Source organism: Natranaerobius trueperi (assembly GCF_002216005.1).
Classification (GTDB): Bacteria; Bacillota; Natranaerobiia; order Natranaerobiales; family Natranaerobiaceae; genus Natranaerobius_A; species Natranaerobius_A trueperi.
Map to the genome: position 1 here is coordinate 1 of NZ_NIQC01000016.1, position 16,610 is coordinate 16,610.

Annotated in this window: 15 protein-coding genes, 1 pseudogene and 1 riboswitch; of the genes and pseudogenes, 10 read left to right on the top strand and 6 right to left on the bottom strand. The window is 32.1% G+C overall.

Annotated elements, in window-relative coordinates; all coding sequences use genetic code 11:
* Positions 1-127: 127 nt before the first annotated feature.
* Positions 128-1,771: a M28 family metallopeptidase gene (locus tag CDO51_RS07870; RefSeq protein ID WP_089023742.1), complete on the bottom strand. Its 1,644-nt coding sequence runs from the start codon at positions 1,769-1,771 to the stop codon at positions 128-130.
* A 331-nt stretch (positions 1,772-2,102) separates the two neighbouring features.
* Here CDO51_RS07870 and CDO51_RS07875 point away from each other — a divergent pair, with 331 nt between their 5' ends.
* Positions 2,103-3,191 carry an HD-GYP domain-containing protein gene (locus CDO51_RS07875; protein ID WP_089023743.1) on the top strand — a complete coding sequence of 363 codons (1,089 nt, stop codon included), beginning with the start codon at positions 2,103-2,105 and terminating at the stop codon, positions 3,189-3,191.
* A gap of 137 nt (positions 3,192-3,328) precedes the next feature.
* Positions 3,329-4,132, top strand: a complete 804-nt coding sequence (locus tag CDO51_RS07880; protein WP_089023744.1) for a nitrilase-related carbon-nitrogen hydrolase — start codon at positions 3,329-3,331, stop codon at positions 4,130-4,132.
* A 320-nt stretch (positions 4,133-4,452) separates the two neighbouring features.
* Here the strand turns inward: CDO51_RS07880 and CDO51_RS07885 are convergent, their stop codons facing one another.
* From CDO51_RS07885 to CDO51_RS14260, 3 genes are all read right to left on the bottom strand, one after another.
* On the bottom strand, positions 4,453-5,322 hold the full coding sequence (locus tag CDO51_RS07885; protein WP_089023745.1) for an ATP-binding protein: 870 nt from the start codon (positions 5,320-5,322) through the stop codon (positions 4,453-4,455).
* Positions 5,323-5,342: 20 nt separating this feature from the next.
* Positions 5,343-6,494 (bottom strand): PocR ligand-binding domain-containing protein, encoded by a 1,152-nt coding sequence (locus CDO51_RS07890; protein ID WP_089023746.1) that lies wholly within the window; start codon positions 6,492-6,494, stop codon positions 5,343-5,345.
* Positions 6,495-6,637: 143 nt separating this feature from the next.
* The gene (locus CDO51_RS14260; protein WP_205842157.1) at positions 6,638-6,883 is read right to left on the bottom strand and encodes a hypothetical protein; all 246 of its coding nucleotides are present in this window, start codon (positions 6,881-6,883) and stop codon (positions 6,638-6,640) included.
* Between the two features lie 160 nt (positions 6,884-7,043).
* Here CDO51_RS14260 and CDO51_RS07895 point away from each other — a divergent pair, with 160 nt between their 5' ends.
* Complete coding sequence (locus CDO51_RS07895; protein ID WP_089023747.1) at positions 7,044-7,733, top strand: metallophosphoesterase; 690 nt, start codon at positions 7,044-7,046, stop codon at positions 7,731-7,733.
* 22 nt (positions 7,734-7,755) lie between these two features.
* Here the strand turns inward: CDO51_RS07895 and CDO51_RS07900 are convergent, their stop codons facing one another.
* Both CDO51_RS07900 and CDO51_RS15000 read right to left on the bottom strand, forming a co-directional pair.
* Positions 7,756-9,042 (bottom strand): NCS2 family permease, encoded by a 1,287-nt coding sequence (locus CDO51_RS07900; RefSeq protein WP_089023748.1) that lies wholly within the window; start codon positions 9,040-9,042, stop codon positions 7,756-7,758.
* A gap of 176 nt (positions 9,043-9,218) precedes the next feature.
* Positions 9,219-9,322: riboswitch (purine riboswitch) on the bottom strand.
* 203 nt (positions 9,323-9,525) lie between these two features.
* The gene (locus CDO51_RS15000) at positions 9,526-10,323 is read right to left on the bottom strand and encodes a septal ring lytic transglycosylase RlpA family protein (RefSeq protein WP_205842158.1); all 798 of its coding nucleotides are present in this window, start codon (positions 10,321-10,323) and stop codon (positions 9,526-9,528) included.
* Between the two features lie 261 nt (positions 10,324-10,584).
* Between CDO51_RS15000 and CDO51_RS07910 the strand changes: the two genes are divergently transcribed.
* From CDO51_RS07910 to CDO51_RS07940, 7 genes and pseudogenes are all read left to right on the top strand, one after another.
* Complete coding sequence (locus CDO51_RS07910; RefSeq protein ID WP_089023749.1) at positions 10,585-10,830, top strand: FeoA family protein; 246 nt, start codon at positions 10,585-10,587, stop codon at positions 10,828-10,830.
* A gap of 68 nt (positions 10,831-10,898) precedes the next feature.
* Positions 10,899-11,441, top strand: coding sequence for an SAM-dependent methyltransferase (locus CDO51_RS07915; RefSeq protein ID WP_089023750.1), 543 nt, complete (start codon positions 10,899-10,901; stop codon positions 11,439-11,441).
* Positions 11,442-11,457: 16 nt separating this feature from the next.
* Positions 11,458-12,468, top strand: coding sequence for a lysylphosphatidylglycerol synthase transmembrane domain-containing protein (locus tag CDO51_RS07920; RefSeq protein WP_089023751.1), 1,011 nt, complete (start codon positions 11,458-11,460; stop codon positions 12,466-12,468).
* Entirely contained in the window at positions 12,458-14,260 is a 1,803-nt protein-coding gene (locus tag CDO51_RS07925) for a ferrous iron transporter B (RefSeq protein ID WP_240503525.1), read from the top strand. The genes CDO51_RS07920 and CDO51_RS07925 overlap by 11 nt, the downstream gene beginning before the upstream one ends.
* A 168-nt stretch (positions 14,261-14,428) precedes the next feature.
* Positions 14,429-14,575 (top strand): annotated as a pseudogene (locus CDO51_RS07930) (transposase); the annotation flags it as partial.
* Positions 14,576-14,946: 371 nt separating this feature from the next.
* Positions 14,947-15,147, top strand: coding sequence for a zinc ribbon domain-containing protein (locus tag CDO51_RS15375; protein ID WP_089023788.1), 201 nt, complete (start codon positions 14,947-14,949; stop codon positions 15,145-15,147).
* A 209-nt stretch (positions 15,148-15,356) separates the two neighbouring features.
* Positions 15,357-16,604: an adenosylhomocysteinase gene (locus CDO51_RS07940; RefSeq protein ID WP_240503526.1), complete on the top strand. Its 1,248-nt coding sequence runs from the start codon at positions 15,357-15,359 to the stop codon at positions 16,602-16,604.
* The last annotated feature ends 6 nt before the right edge of the window (positions 16,605-16,610 follow it).

A 16,610-nucleotide genomic window follows, 5' to 3' on the forward strand; every position in this document is an offset into this window, starting at 1 on the left:
GATAAATCGAGGGAGATGCTCCCCTTATCTAAGGAAACTCCCTCGATTTCTTCAGCATTTTATCCTGTAATTAAGTTATTCTTATAGGTCATTATCGGAATGTTTACACCAATTACTTGACAGACTCTTAATTTATACTTTCTTTAAAGACTGCTTTTCCTATGATTTCTAGAGCAGTTTCAAGTCGCTTTTGTGATATATTATCCTGAATGGTATCTAGTGGTGTATGATAAATAGGTTCAATATAATAATCTTCAGGAGTACCTTCACCTGCCATATCAATAAATAATGCAGCATCTATACCAGCTTGATGGAAAGGTAGATGATCACTAGCTGCAAAATGACCGGTGTCTGTATGATCATGTTCTAAACGTTTGTCAGCTTCTATAATATTTTCAGTGACTGAATTAGACTCTCCATCAACTGTGACAGCAAATAAAGATTCGATGTATGGATCACTTGTTGCAATCATGTCAGCATTATATACTCCTTCAAAACGTTCTAACTCATCTTTAGATAATTGATCTACATAATAGAAAGAACCAACAAGGCCTACTTCTTCAGCCCCGAAATTTATAAATCTAAGTTCCACATCATTATCAAACTTCTTAAATACTCTAGCTAGTTCCATAGTAGCTGCAGTACCAGAGGCATTATCATTAGCGCCTGGGGAGGCTATGACACTATCATAATGAGCTGTAATGGCGACGATTGGAGCATCATCACTTTCAGCAGATTTGATAGCTTCTACGTTATATGATGTAAGGTCCATGTTTTGATAAGTATTTAAACTTATTTCTAATCCTTGTTCTTTTTCACTATCAACTTCTATCATTTCTTCTAACCAAACACCATGGATTTTTGCAGCTCCTAATACAGGAATATCTAACTGCTTTTCTAATCGAGGATCAAAAGCTTCTCCTAAATTTCCACGGCCACCCCCTGTAATGTAGAGGATCACTGCTTTCGCACCATTATCTTTTGCTTTTTTTGCTATTTTGGTGTTTTCTAATTCATCACTATTAATTAAAGCAATTTTGTCTTCAATATCGTCAGTAAAGTGCTCATCTTTATATTTAACATTAACAACCTCACCAGTGATTTCTTCACCTAGAATTTTTCCATTAGCAGAAGCGCCCATTTCCCATTCTGTTCCATGCCACTCTTGATAAGTTCCCCAATCATACTCTTTTTCTTCATATTTATAACTTATGTCACCATACCACTTTTCACCATCTTTAATTGTTACAGTTCCCAAAGTCATATTATTAGGTCCAGCATAATCAACTGAAAAATCTTGTTTATTAACCTCATAACCTAATTCATTATAATATTCTTTTAGATATTCTGCTGCTTGATGTTCATTTTTAGAACCAGCTGGACGTGTTCCTATATTTTCAGATAAGGCTTTAATGTGATTGATTGCTTTATCTATTTCTAACTTTGAGATAAATTGTTCTTCTTGTGAAACTTCAATATCAATTTCAATTGTGCTGGTTGAACTGTCCCAGGATACAAAACCTACTTTTTCAAAAGTATCTCTTAATTGGACATACTCTTTTTCGAAACTATCATCGAGATATCTTTCGACTATTTGTGTATCTATTTTGGTTCGACCATCTTCTAAAAACATATCTGCTTTTTGTAGTTCATCGTTAATGAATAAAGTTAAGTCATCATCTGAAGAAAAAACCTGACTTCCACTAAAAGTTAAACATAAAAAGAAAGCGATAAAGATACTTACAATTACAGGAGAAAGATTAAATTCCATTTTTAACTCCTTTCTTTGAAGCTTTGTGATATAGTTTAACTAATTCACCTCCTTAATCTTAAGATATATAAACAATATGATGATATGAATAGAATTATTTGATGTAGAAGTCCTACTGTTAGAAAAATATAATTCAAACTTCCCATTGTAAATTTACTAAGGTTTTTGTATTGTAATATAATAGCTATATACTAATTTACCAATAATTGTAATTATATGAACGCGAAATTTTTTAAAACAAGAAATTACGTTAAAATACCTAATTTATAATACAACCTCTACCTATATAATCAAGAAAAATAAATGTATCAGTTAATGGGGGTGCCTTTCATTGAGGCTAATAAATGTAAATGATATACAAGAAGGCATGATTTTAGCTAGACCAGTGTATAGTAAGAATGGCAATAAACTGTTACAAGAGGGAGCTACTTTAAAAGAAGGGTATGTTCCCAAAATTAAACAACTTGGGTATTCTAGTGTGTATATTCAAGATAAGCTACTACAAGATGTTGAAGTAAATGATCTAATTACTGAAGAATTAAGACGAGAATCTATTAATCATATGAAAGAGACTTTTCGTTCTGTAAAGGCTAAAACAACGGTTTCAGCTGTTCAAGTATTAGAGCTTAAGGGTATCGTTGATAAGTTGTTAGAGGATATTATATCTAATAAAAATTTAATAGTTGATATGGTAGATATAAAAATGTATGATGAATATACTTTTCATCATTGTGTAAATGTTGCAGTTTTATCAATTATTGTTGGATTATCCATGGGATTTAACCAGGAAAGTCTTTATAAAATTGGTTTAGGTGCGTTATTACATGATATAGGAAAAGTTAATGTCTCAAATGAACTAATTAATAAGAAAGGGAAGTTAACAGATGAAGAATTTGAGGTTGTTAAGGAACATACTAAACAAGGCTATGACAAATTAAAAGAGAATAATGAAATTCCTTCTACTTCGAAAATAATAGCTCTACAGCATCATGAGAGAGTTAATGGAGAAGGTTATCCGGAAGGAAAAAATGATGATGAAATACATATATATAGTAAGATAGTTGCTGTAGCTGATGTTTTTGATGCTATGACTTCCGATAGACCCTATAGAAAAGGTTACGTACCATCGGAAGTTATGGAATATATACTAGGTGGTGCTGGATCATTTTTTGATAGAAAAGTAGTGGGACATTTCTTTAAAAAAGTTGCAGTATTTCCAATTGGTACAGAAGTAACATTGAATGATAATCGGGTTGGTTTAGTAATTGAAAACTTTGAAAAATTTACTTTAAGACCCAAATTAAGAATTATAAGAGAAAATGACAAAAACATCGATCCATATGATCTAGATTTAAGAGAAAATAATAATAAAACTTTAACAATAGTCAAGACTAATAAGAACGAACAAGATACGGTGTGAAAGGTTAGTTAATATATAGTTATAATTTCGCCACTCGCCTATGTTATAATTTAACGAGTGGTTTTTTTATTTTCCCACTTTAAGCTTTAACTTTAATGTGTTAGGATGGTGTGAAGTTTTAGTGAGGAGGTGTTTTTATGTTTCAAGTAGCAGCTGTACAAATGACACCAATTATGAACGATGTAGAAGCAAATCTGAAAAGAGGAGTACATTTTGCACATAAGGCACTTGAAGAAAATGTTGATCTGTTAGTTTTTCCGGAGTTATGGACTACTGGTTATTATTTATCTAGAAAATCTTTTGAAAAACTTGCTGAAAAGCCTGATGGTAAAACCGTGTCAACCTTTAAGGAAATAGCTAAAAAAGGTGATGTATCAATTGTATGTCCTTTTGTTCTTGAAGAGGAAGGTAAAATTTATATCGCTGCAGCAGTTATAGATCATGACGGTGAAGTTAGGGGAGTAGTAAAAAAGAGTTTACTATGGGGAAGAGAACAACAAATTTTTGACGCTTCTGATATGGAATATCCTACTTTTGACTCTAAAGTAGGTAAGATCGGAATCTTAATTTGCTATGAAATGGAATTTCCTGAGACAAGTCGATTGCTTACTTTAGAGGGTGCTGAACTTATAGTTTGTCCTTCTGTTTGGAGTATGTCAGCTTCACATAGGTGGGATATTCAGCTTCCGGCAAGAGCCCTTGATAATACAGTTTTTGTTTTAGGTGTTAATACCGTAGGAAATAATACGTGTGGAAAAAGTAGACTAATAAGCCCGATGGGAGACGAGTTAGCAGAAGCTTCAAGTAAAAAAGAAGAACTGTTAATAAGGGCTATTGATATGGAGACTCTTAATTGGGCAAGAGATGAAGTTCCATATTTAGAAGATTATAAGAAAAAATTAACACCAGGTGATCAAAAGATACCTACACCTATATGGTAAGAAAAAAGTATTATTATAATATATCAAGCGCCTGAAGCTCGGTACCGGGCTTACTTCAAAAGATAGTTTAATCAAGTAACTTCAATATTGGGGATGGAGGCTATGTCTTTAGATAACGGGAGATTCTCCTGATGAAAAAGCTACTAGGGAAGAGGGCAAAGCTATTTAATGATTAATGAGGAGATTATATTAAGTTATTCTTATGTGTCATTATCGGAATGTTTATACAAATCACTTGACAGACTCAAAAACCCTCCCCTTTTGGTAAGAATCTTAATTTTTATTAAAAGGGGAGAAAGTTATTTAAGCTTAATCTTTTTTTATGTAATATTTAAGTTATTTATAGCAGAAATAACTTCTTCGATTCCAAATGGTTTTTCTATATAGTAATGAAATCCATACGAATGGAAATCTGAAAGAACTTGATCTTCACTGTAACCACTAGTTACTATTGCTTTTACATGAGGATCAATTTTTTTGATATCTTTAATTGCTTCTTTTCCGCCTTTTTCGCCAGGAACAGTTAAATCTAATATTACTAGATCAAATCGAGTTTTTGTATTTTTAAAAATTTGGATTGCTTCTTCACCGTCTTTTGCACAGCTAACTTTATAACCATAAGAATGTAATATTTCGTATAATAACTCGCGTATATTTTTTTTATCATCCATAATTAAGATATTGCTCTTTTTTTCATTTGAATCTAACTTTGGTTTCGTTTTCTTTTTCTTAATTTTCTGTTTATTAGATGCTTTAAGATAAATATATAAAGTTGTACCTTCTCCAACTTGTGATTTGGCGCTAATATGTCCACCATGTTTATTAATAATTGAAAGACTTGTAGCTAACCCTAAACCACTACCTTGTTCTTTTGTGGAAAAGTAAGGGTCAAAAATATTATTTAAGATATCTTTTGGGATACCGGGCCCAAAATCTTTTATGGAAATTTTTACATAATCACCTTTAGGTAAAGGTAAAGCTTTATCCTTTTCAGTTATATTGAAATTTTCAGCATTAACAATTAACTTACCTCCATGAGGCATTGCCTGATCTGCATTAATAATAATATTGTTTAAAACTTGACTTATTTGTCCCTTATCAATTTCTACAGGAAATAGTCTATTATCAATATTACATTGATACTTTACATTAGAACCTCGTAAAGTAAAAGTGACGGATTCTTTTAACAATTCATTTATTGATGTAGTTTCTACAACAGGAGCCCCCCCTTTGAAAAGGTAAGTAGCTGTTGTGTTAAATTTTTCGCCTGATTAAAACTTGAATTAGTTTCGTTTAATAAGTTGAGTACTTTAGTGTTGTTATATTCATTTTCTTCTGAGATATATTTTTTGGCTAGTGAGATATTTGCCATGGAGACTGTTAATAAATTATTGAAATCATGTGCAATACCGCCTGCTAAAAAGCCAACAGATTCTAGTTTTTCTAATTGTAGTCTATATTCTTCCATTTCCTTTTTGTGCGAAATATTTGAAGCTGTAATAATTAAATGTTTAATATATTCATCACACTCTAACGGCATTAATTTTATGTCATAGTAGTTATTCAAATTGAAGATTTCAAATTGCATTTTTTTTCTTTCTTTTATTGCAGTATTTATTTTATCATTTAATTTAGTATATAAATTATTATTTATGATCTCCTTTAATAAGCTTCCGACTACTTCACTTTCCGTTAAGTTAATTTTTTTAAGAAAGTTCTTGTTAACCTTTGCTATTCTTAAATCATTAACTTTTTCGATCTTACACAAAAGGGTAATGTCAGAAATGCCATTTATTAAGAGATCATATTTCTTTTCATTCTCTTCTAATTTATTTTTATGCTTGATTTCTTTTAGATTGTTTAGCCCTAATTTAGTAAGTATTTGAGCAAAATTGGTACAATAGTCCATAATTTTATAGGCGTCTTCTTTTGAGTATACAGGTATTCTATCAAGTGCTTGTAAGTATTCATCTACGTTAAAACCAAATTTTATAGCTTGTTTTTTAAAATAATCTCTATCTGGTTTTTGGAAAAAAATTTGTCCAATAAGGAAAGTAGCTACATGTTCTCCTTCTATAATAATAGGTGATGCCATGTCTATTAAACCATTTTGACATCTATATGTAATGTAATCATTTTCATATAAATAATCAGTAACAAAAGCACCACTTCTTTTACACCGACATAAAGTTTTTGGATTTTGTGTATGATATTTTTTACAAATATCACTAAACCCAATATTAATTAGTGGATTTTGGTTTACATCTTCAATGCTCATAGGTAACTCTATAAGTGAATAAAGCTTTTCAAGGGTAGACCTAAGCTCATCTAAACTTACTAGATCTGTAAAGTTATATTTCATTTAACCCCCACTTTCTAAGATTAAAGATTCATTAACATTTTTTTCGACAAAATCAATTAAAATCCTGTGTATCTTAATGAATTTTTAATGTGTGATTAAAATCGCTTATTTATATTAGACAAAAAAACCACCCCTTTGGGTGGTTAAATAAGCCCCATTTCAAGTTCCTCATCCTCATCCTCATCCTCATCCTCATCCTCATCCTCATCCTCATTCTCCTCTTCCTCATCATCATCTTCTTCCTCTTCATTATTCTCATCGTTTTCTTTGTCTAACTCTTCCTCAGGTACTCGTTCACAACCTATAGCTGTAGACAATAAAAGTGTTAGAAAAAAAACTAGTAAGATACTGTAGACTATATTTTTTTTGAGTTTGAATTTGTTTAGCATAGCAGATCACCTCATATGTTATTTTTTACCTATCAACAAATTATATACAAGTTAACCTTGTTTTTTTAAGAATTATGTAGCAAAATAATACTGAATAGTAATATGATATAATAATTTTAGATTTAGCTAGATAATGATTACATAGTAAAGGATGATAGATATGCATTTATTTGCTATAAGTGATTTACATCTTTCTCTTCAAGCAGACAAACCTATGGATGTATTTGGACCATTATGGGAAAATTATCATGAAAGGATTAAAGAAAACTGGGAAGAAGTAGTAACAGAAGATGACACAGTAATTATTGGAGGCGATTTTTCCTGGGCTTTAAAGTTAGAAGAAGTTAAAAAAGATGCTTGTTTTATTCATGAGCTTCCAGGAAAGAAAGTTTTATTTAAAGGTAATCACGACTATTGGTGGAATAGTTACAAAAAAGTGAAAGAAACTTTACCAGAGAGTTTTTTTGTAGTTCAAAACAATTATTATCCATTTAATGATAAAATTGCTATTTGTGGAACTCGTGGCTGGCAAACTCCATGTGAAGAAAGAGATCATGATAAAAAAGTATATAATAGAGAAATAAACAGGCTGAAATTGTCTTTAGATGCTGCAATTAAAGATGGTTATCAAGATTTTATTGTAACTTTACATTATCCTCCTTTTGCAAGGGATAACGATAAAACTAGTTTTACAGAAGTGTTAAAAGAGTATGGTGTTAAGGTTTGTATTTATGGACATCTACATGGAGAAGATCATAAAAATGCTTTTATAGGCGAAAAAGAGGGGATTGTATATTACTTTGTTTCTAGTGATTATTTAGGTTTTAAACCCATACCAATTAAAGTATAAAAGAAGGGGATCCCCCTTCTTTTTAGCCTATAAAATGTAAGATAGATATGATACCTAAAGCATAGTTGAACCAATTTAGTTCGTCAGTCTTACCAGCAAATAGTTTTACTAAAGGATAAGCAATAAAACCTCCTGCTATACCATGAGCTATACTAAAAGTAAAAGGCATGAAAGAAATTGTTATAAAAGCTGGAAATGCTTCTGTAAAATCATCAAACTCAATCTCTTTAACAGAGCCTACCATTAATACACCAACTATAATAAGAGCAGGAGCTGTTGCTTCTGCAGGAACTAATCCAGCAAATGGAGCAAAAAATAAAGATACAAGGAAGAGTATGCCAACAGTTACAGCAGTAAAACCTGTTTTACCTCCTTCACTGATTCCTGAAGTACTTTCAACATATGTTGTAACAGTACTTGTGCCAAGAAGTGCTCCTCCCATGGTACCGATAGCGTCAGCTATCATGGCATTTTTCACCTTTGGTAAGTTGCCTTTTTCATTTAAATACCCAGCTCTAGCTCCAGCACCTAAAAGAGTTCCCATAGTATCAAAGAGGTCAACGAAGACAAGAGCAAATATTGTAACAATACCTAAATCAAAAATGTTTGAGAAACTAAGTTGAAAAGCTATAGGAGATAGACTGGCTGGTTGTCCAATAAAACTTGACACCCCAGTTGGGAATTCTTGTAATCCCATAAAAAAACTTAAAAAAGTACTTACTATAATGCCTATTAGAATTGCTCCTTTTATTTTAAGTGCCATCAATGAGGCTGTTACAATTAAACCAATTACAGCTAATAATGAGTTAGTTTCTGTTAAATCTCCTAATGCTAATAAATTATCAGCATCTCCAATTATAATCCCAGAGTTTTTTAGACCTATGAATGCAATAAACAACCCAATTCCTGCTGCTACAGCTTTTTTTAAAGAAGTAGGAACAGCGTCATCTATTTTATTAATTAAGCCTAGCCAAGCTAATAAAAGAAAAGCTATACCAGAAATAAAGACAGCTGCAAGTGCTCCTTCCCATCCAGCTTCAGGTGCTATGGTAAATGCAAAGAAAGCATTTAGTCCCATTCCACTAGCAAGTGCAAAGGGATAATTAGTTAAAACTCCCATTAAAATACAACTGATAGCTGCTGCTATAATTGTTGCAGTCATAACCGCACCTTCATTCATGCCAGTTTCCCCAAGCATAGCAGGGTTAACAAATATTATATAAGCCATAGTCATAAACGTAGTAAAACCAGCTATAATTTCTGTTTTCATATTAGTGTTATATTTATCAAATCCAAAAAAGTTTTTCATTTTAATACCTCCTTGTTTTATAGTTAGTCTACAAAGTGCTAATTTAAGAAAACACAAAAAAGCCCAGGCGTGGTAGGTTACTATCGAAGCAAAACCTACCGCCTGGGCTTTTATCCCTTCGGTGTAGCCAACTACATGGCCAGTACCGCTTGGACTAACTATAATTAGTTAGAACCCTAGGTACTCTTTTACCTCGTAGTCGAGTGATTATTATGGTCACTCGGTAGAAACTTTCGGGCCATATTCCCGAAAATATACGAGATACTTTAAGTATCAATAATTAAATTGTATCCTGCAGGACATTTATAGAATAGCACGATAATTTTTGTACGTCAACAGAAACTATGAACATTTTCATCTTTTTTAAAAAAACGTTCGACTACTTATATCCTGTTATCTCAATTGCGACAGCTTTCTGTTAGTATTAACGTTTTAGGGTAGAGTATAATCATATTAGAAAAAGCACCCTGAAGGTGCTTTTTTCTATTTGTCTAGAACTTCAATTGTTACTTCACCTAAACCATGAGGTTTTAATCCGATTGTATCAGCTGCTTTTTTTGATAGATCGATAATCCGATCAGGAGAAAATGGACCTCTATCATTTATTCGTACAATAACACTTTCATTTGTTCTTTTAAAAGTAACCCTTACATTAGTACCAAAGGGAAGTGTAGGGTGAGCAGCAGTTAAGGCGTTTTTGTCGTAAGTTTCACCACTAGCTGTATTAGAACCATGAAAATCAGAACCATACCATGAAGCTGTTCCATTCATTGTTTCAGTTACTTCATGTTCGTCATTATCCTTAATGTAATTGTCATTAATATCATTATCTGTTGTTATGAGTACGTGCTTATTTGTTCCATCCCAATCTACTTGTATGCCTAAAGCTTCAGTCATTGCTCTTAAAGGAAGGACAGTTCTTTGGTTGTTAGTTATTTTAGGTTTAGTATCCATTTTTATAGTCTCGCCATTACGTAAAAAGTGTGACTCTCCAATGGTAAATAAAATTTCTGTATTATCATTATGTTTTATTTGTACTTGTCCGTTATTTGAGTTACTTATCCAATCTACATTAGCCCCTAAAGTTTCACTAATAGCTCTTATAGGAACTTGCGTTCTAGAATTATTATCGATATAAGGTTTTTGATCATGGAAATTAATTTCATTGTCATTTACTAATACAGAAACTTTCTCATGACCTTGAACAATACTTGTTCCCATGAATAGTAAAGAGAAAAAACTGATTACTAAAGTAAACTTGAATGATTTTCTTATCTTCATAAATTAAATCACATCCTTTTTTGTGTTCTTTGTTTGACTAAAAACACATATTCGATAAAGAATAAAATATTCCTTTTTTTAATGCTAGGGAATTATTTCCGTTTACAAGTATATATTTACATTAGTTATAATAAATATACAGTAGTCTAATTTTGTCATTGTAGTTCTTAAATTGAATTGACAAGAGCAAAGAAATAATGTAAGATTAAGATGTATATTGAGAATGATTTTCATTAAAATAGCTCAAAGGGGCGATGTATAATGGCTATGTTAAAACAAGAAATTTTAAGAGAAGTTCCTCTTGACCACTTAAAAGAGGGGCAACATGGTGTGATAAATCAGACTCCTTCTAATCCTTTACTAGCTTCACTGGGATTTAGAGAAGGAAAGCATGTAACAATTAAAGCAAAAGAAATTTTTAAAGGACCATTAATTTGTTCTATTGATGATAGAAATGTTGCAATAAGTCGGGATGTTGCAAAAAAAGTTTTGATAGAAACTTATTAGTAATTTTCTTTAATTTTATGTGATAATGATTCTCATTAACATGATCAAGGCAGTAGAGGAGGAATAATATGAAAAAAGCATTTGCTAAACTAGAAAAGGTGAGTTGTAACTTTTATCCTTCTTTTCTGATCTATTCTAATTTTTACTCAAATGTAGTAAAAAAGGAAGTAGAATTAGCAGAAATTGATTCAAATGATACTGTCTTGAATATTGGGTGTGGTGCTATACCATGTACAGCAATCCATGTTGCGAAACTTTCTGGCGCTAATGTTATTGCCTTAGATCGTGATGAGGAGGCAGTTAGAAGAGCGAGACATAGTTTAAATAAATTTGGTTTAGACGATAAAATTAAAATTATCTATGCAGATGGTAGTTTAAATATACCCAATGATTTTACAGTTGCAATGGTAGCATTACAAGTTGATAAAAAAGAAGAAGTACTAAAAAATTTACAACAAAAGGCTAAACCGGGTGCTCGTGCTATCTTTCGACAACCAGTAAAAGAATATCGTCTAGAATATGGTTATTTATCCAAAAAATACCCACCAGATGCTAAAGTATCTCAAAAGATGAAAACATTTAAAGACTCCTATTTATACAAGTTACAATAGGATAAGGAGTGCTAAGATGAGAAAATCTTTATTGTTAGTATTAGGTATTGTCGTTATAACAGGTATAGTTTTATTATTAGGTTTCGATGATGTTTATGAAGTGCTTAGAAGGATAACTTTTGTAGAATTTTTATTTATGACTATTTTTCAGGTTGGGACACTCTTTTTAACTGCTTTTATTTGGCATTACCTGATAAAACAAAAAAATTCATATATTGCTCTAACTTATGTGTTCTCAATCAGTTTAGCAGGTAAATTTGTAGAGAGTGTTACCCCTTCAGTAAAAATAGGTGGCGAAACCCTTAAAATGTACCTAATAAGAAAGAAAACTGGGTTGTCCTACCAGGCTCTGACTGCTATAGCTGTAGTGAGCAAGTTTTTCTCTTTATTACCGTTTATATTAATAAGTTTTATTACATTAAGTTTTGCTTTTTTTGTTTTTGAATTACCGATTTTTGTTTATATAGCTTTTATTGGTTTATTGTTATTTTTTATTTTATTTATTGTATTTTTTAAATTTAATCGAATAAGTTTTTCTTATAAAGAAGAACAAAATAATTTGCTATTACAAAAATTAAAACGAGGTATAAAGAAAGCTCATGATTTTATTAAAGAATCTTCAGAGACATCAAGAGATCTAGTTGCTAAGCCTACTCAAAAAATTACTCTATTTACTCTTGGTCTCATAGTATGGGCTTTTTACCCTATTAAAGTGTATATGGTGTCTGCAATGCTTGGATTTGATTTAAATCCAGCAGTAGTCATAGTTGCTACCTATACTGCTTACCTTGTAAGTATGGTTCCTTTATTACCAGGGGGACTTGCAACCTTTGAAGGGACGATGGCTTTGTTGTTATCTTATGATGGACTAATGACTTCTGAAGCTTTTTCAATTGCACTCATGACTAGAGTTTTTACTTTTTGGGTTCCATTAATAATTGCTGCATTTGTGACAGTTTTCTTAATCCCAAAGATAAATAAAGAAAATCTGACGGAAGATGAGGACGGTGATTTATGTGAGAGATAGCCAAGAAAAGAGTAATATCCTTTTAATTGGTCCTCCTAATATAGGAAAAAGTGTTATTTTTAATAATTTAACTGGATTAGATATAAGTATTGCTAATTATGTAGGTACAACAGTTGAATATACAGTTGGAGAAATAGATATAGATGGTACTAAAGCAAACCTAATAGATGTACCCGGAACTTATACATTAGAAGCTTCTAACGAGGCAGAACAGGTTGCTATAGATATGCTTCAAGGTAACGCAAATGAAAAAAATAATTCACACTGCTCTGATATTAATGATGTTAATGATGTAGATGTATCTAAGAAACCTGCGGCAGTAATTTGTGTTTTAGATGCTTATAACTTAGAAAGCAGTTTATATCTTTTACAACAAGTACTTCAATACAATTTACCTACAGCAGCTGTTATTAACAGAATGGATTTAATTGAAGAACGTGGTGAGAAAATTGATATTGAATATCTAAGTAAAGTTTTAGGTATTACAATTGTACCTACTGTTGCAGTAGAAAAAAAAGGATTTGAAAAAGTAAATGAAGTCATTTCAAGCTTCATGACAGTAGGATCTACGACTGAAACTAAATCTTTTAATCATTATCAAAGTGAAAACCTTTGGAAAAAAGCTGAAGAAATAACAGAAAAAGTTAAAACTAAACCGGAGACTACAATTGAATCTACAAGGCAAAAATGGGGTGAATTACTAGTAAGACCTTGGCCTGGATTGCCTATTAGTATTTTGATCATACTTTTAGCTTTTGGTGCAATTGTCGGAATAGGAATGGGAATTCGACAGTATATTCTATTACCATTTTTTCTTAATTTGATAATTCCGTCACTGGTAGGGTTAGTAGAGCCATTTTTACCTGACGGGTTAATTTACGGTGTTTTAATAGGTGAGTATGGGCTTTTAATTAAAGGGTTAGAGTGGCCGTTTACATTAGTATTACCTTATGTTATTTCATTTTATAGCGTATTAAGTGTTATGGAAGATAGTGGGTATTTACCTAGGCTTGGCGGTTTATTAGATGGGATATTAAATAAATTTGGCCTACCTGGTTCTAGTGTAGTACCTCTTTTATTAGGGTATGGATGTGGGATACCAGCAATTATGGCAACTCGCTCTTTAAATTCTTATAAAGAACGATTAACAGTCTCTACTCTTGTATCACTAGCAATTCCTTGTGTTGCGCAATCAGGAGCTTTTGTTGCCTTATTAGCAGAAAGATCTATTTCTGTATTGATAGCTGTATTTTTATTTTCACTGATAGTATTATTTTTAGCAGGAATTACCCTTGATAAAACATTACCAGGGGCTAGGCCTTATACAATTATGGAAATACCTGAATTATTACCACCTAGAAAAAATGTAGTATTAAAAAAAGTATGGCTGAGAATGAAGAACTATATCTTTGATGGTGCGCTACCTATGATCGGTATAATCGGTATAGCAGCACTATTATATGAATCGGGTGTAATGGAAATAGTAGGACAAGTATTAAGTCCATTAGTTGTTAATTGGTTAAACCTACCTGCAGAGGCTTCTACACCTTTAGTATTAGGTGTGTTTAGACGAGAATTAACAGTCATACCTCTAATAGAAATGGATTTAACTACATTACAATTATTTACAGGAGCGATTGTCGGACTATTTTATGTACCATGTGTTGCAATAATTGCAGCTCTTGCACGTGAGTTTGATTTCAAAGCTGCAGCATTTATTCTGATATTAACAACAGTTACGGCCTTTGGTATAGGTGGATTAATAGCTCGAATAGGTGCATTATTTTTATAATGATTTAAATTAGGAGCAGTCTAATGACTGCTTCTAAAGTTCTATCATTAAATTTACATATTACAGTATTAGGGCTTTCATCCCACGCTTTCAATTGTGGGATGAAAGCCTATTTTTTTAATAAAATACAGTTGTAGTATAAATCAAAAACATATACAATTAAATCATATGAAACAAGAATACAGAAGAACTAAAACAACCGTATCTTTAATTAACTATCACTTTGTTTTCTGCCCAAGATATCGAAGAAAGATATTTTCTAATCAAAAGGTAGAACAGCGTTTTAAAGAAATTGTCCATGAAGTATGTACTGAAAAAAAATTGAAGTACTAGCAATAAATGATACAAGAAGAAAAAGAATTAAAGCGTCGTCAAAAGATATTCAAGCATCTATGCCAAGTGCAGTAAAAAATCGATCTATTCGTGAAGCAAAAGTGTCTACCGCAAATCTAAGAAGATAAAAAGAGTACCAGTCTTAAAAAAGCCTGTCTGCATATGGAACAACCAAAACTATAGGATAAAAGAAAACACGATTGAATTTCCAGCGTACATCAATGGTAAATCAAAACGGATTGCAGTAAAAGCTATTTTAACAGAGTATCAACAGAATCTATTAAAAAACAAGTTAGGGACACTTTGCATCACAAAAAAATCAAATAAATGGATCGCCCAAGTATGTGTAACTTATTGAGTACAAAGTAAAACTAAGAGGTATAGCAGTAGGATATGTAGATCCAAAATATACGAGTCAAACTTGTCCCATATGTAGAAATCGCAACCATGTAAAAGACAGAAACTATCAATGCTCATGTGGTTTTAAAACCCACCGAGATCGGGTAGCAGGAATGAACATCATCCATGCACCTGTGATAGATGGAGTAGCGTAAGCAAAAGTCTATCAGCCTATACTGCTATATGCACTGGTATGGGAAGGGTACTGGCATACCCTTAGCTTGGGAGCTGTCTAAAGCAGAAAATGAATAGAGGACGCATAGTTACCCGAAAATCCCACGCATTCATGCGTGTGGAGTGTCAATCATATAATCTTAACTAGTGGTTATATGTTTCTTAAAAAATATTTGAAGGGGGATTTATTTTGAGTTCAGAAGTTAATTTAAAAGAAGCAGGAAAACAAAAGATTGAATGGGCTAGAAATCGTATGCCTGTACTAGAAAGTATCTCTAAAAGGTGGTCACAAGAAAAGCCTTTAGCAGGAGTTAAAGTAGGTGCTTGTCTTCATGTAACCTCTAAAACCGCTAACTTACTAATAACATTAATAGATGGAGGAGCTGACGTTTCTTTATGTGGTTCTAACCCACTTAGTACACAAGATGATGTTGCAAAAGCTTTAAATGAAGTTTATGGAGTTCCTACTTATGCGAAGCGAGGAGAAGATAAAGAATCTTTTTATAATAGAATTCTAACTGTACTAGATATGAAACCAGATATAACAGTAGATGATGGTGCTGATTTAATAAATACTCTTCATAGTGAAAGAACTGAACTGTTAAAAAATGTCTTAGGAGGAACAGAAGAAACCACAACTGGCGTTACACGTTTAAAGGCCATGGCAAAAGATAATCGCTTGAATTATCCTGTTATTGCAGTTAATGATGCCATGACTAAACATATGTTCGACAATCGATATGGTACAGGTCAATCAACAATTGATGGGTTAATGAGAGCAACTAATTACTTATTAGCAGGTGCAAAGTTTGTAGTAGTCGGTTATGGATGGTGTGGAAGAGGAGTAGCAAAAGATGCTAAAGGATTAGGTGCTCGAGTTACAGTAGTAGAAGTTGATCCTGTGAGAGCATTAGAAGCTTCTTTAGATGGTTTTGATGTAAAGAGTATGGATAGAGCTGCAGCTAAGGCCGACTTTATAGTAACTACAACTGGCAATAAAAATGTAGTAGATAAGCATCACCTAGAACAAATTAAAGATGGTTGTATTTTATCTAATGCTGGTCATTTTAATGTAGAAATAAATATAGAAGCATTAGAAGAAATGTCTAATGGAAAACAGACTGTTAGAAAGGATGTTGAAGAATATCAGCTTAATAATGGGAAAAAAGTTTATACAATTGGTGAGGGACGCTTAGTTAACTTATCAGCAGGTGAAGGTCATCCCGCTGATGTTATGGATATGAGCTTTTCAAATCAGGCGTTATCTGTTGAATATATAGCTAAAGGAGATCATAACTTAAAGAATGATGTCTATTCTGTACCAAAACATATTGATGAAAGTATAGCTAAATTAAAATTAGAAGCTATGGGTATGGAACTAGAAAGATTGACTAGTGAGCAAGTAGAATATCTGAACTCATGGAAGATCGGTACTTAATATTAG

Excerpts from the sequence above, each read along its gene's own strand:
- CDO51_RS07870 (WP_089023742.1), bottom strand. The coding sequence starts at position 1,771 with ATGGAATTTAATCTTTCTCCTGTAATTGTAAGTATCTTTATCGCTTTC.
- CDO51_RS07880 (WP_089023744.1), top strand. The coding sequence starts at position 3,329 with ATGTTTCAAGTAGCAGCTGTACAAATGACACCAATTATGAACGATGTA.
- CDO51_RS07890 (WP_089023746.1), bottom strand. The coding sequence starts at position 6,494 with ATGAAATATAACTTTACAGATCTAGTAAGTTTAGATGAGCTTAGGTCT.
- CDO51_RS14260 (WP_205842157.1), bottom strand. The coding sequence starts at position 6,883 with ATGCTAAACAAATTCAAACTCAAAAAAAATATAGTCTACAGTATCTTA.
- CDO51_RS07895 (WP_089023747.1), top strand. The coding sequence starts at position 7,044 with ATGCATTTATTTGCTATAAGTGATTTACATCTTTCTCTTCAAGCAGAC.
- CDO51_RS07900 (WP_089023748.1), bottom strand. The coding sequence starts at position 9,042 with ATGAAAAACTTTTTTGGATTTGATAAATATAACACTAATATGAAAACA.
- CDO51_RS15000 (WP_205842158.1), bottom strand. The coding sequence starts at position 10,323 with ATGAAGATAAGAAAATCATTCAAGTTTACTTTAGTAATCAGTTTTTTC.
- CDO51_RS07910 (WP_089023749.1), top strand. The coding sequence starts at position 10,585 with ATGGCTATGTTAAAACAAGAAATTTTAAGAGAAGTTCCTCTTGACCAC.
- CDO51_RS07915 (WP_089023750.1), top strand. The coding sequence starts at position 10,899 with ATGAAAAAAGCATTTGCTAAACTAGAAAAGGTGAGTTGTAACTTTTAT.
- CDO51_RS07920 (WP_089023751.1), top strand. The coding sequence starts at position 11,458 with ATGAGAAAATCTTTATTGTTAGTATTAGGTATTGTCGTTATAACAGGT.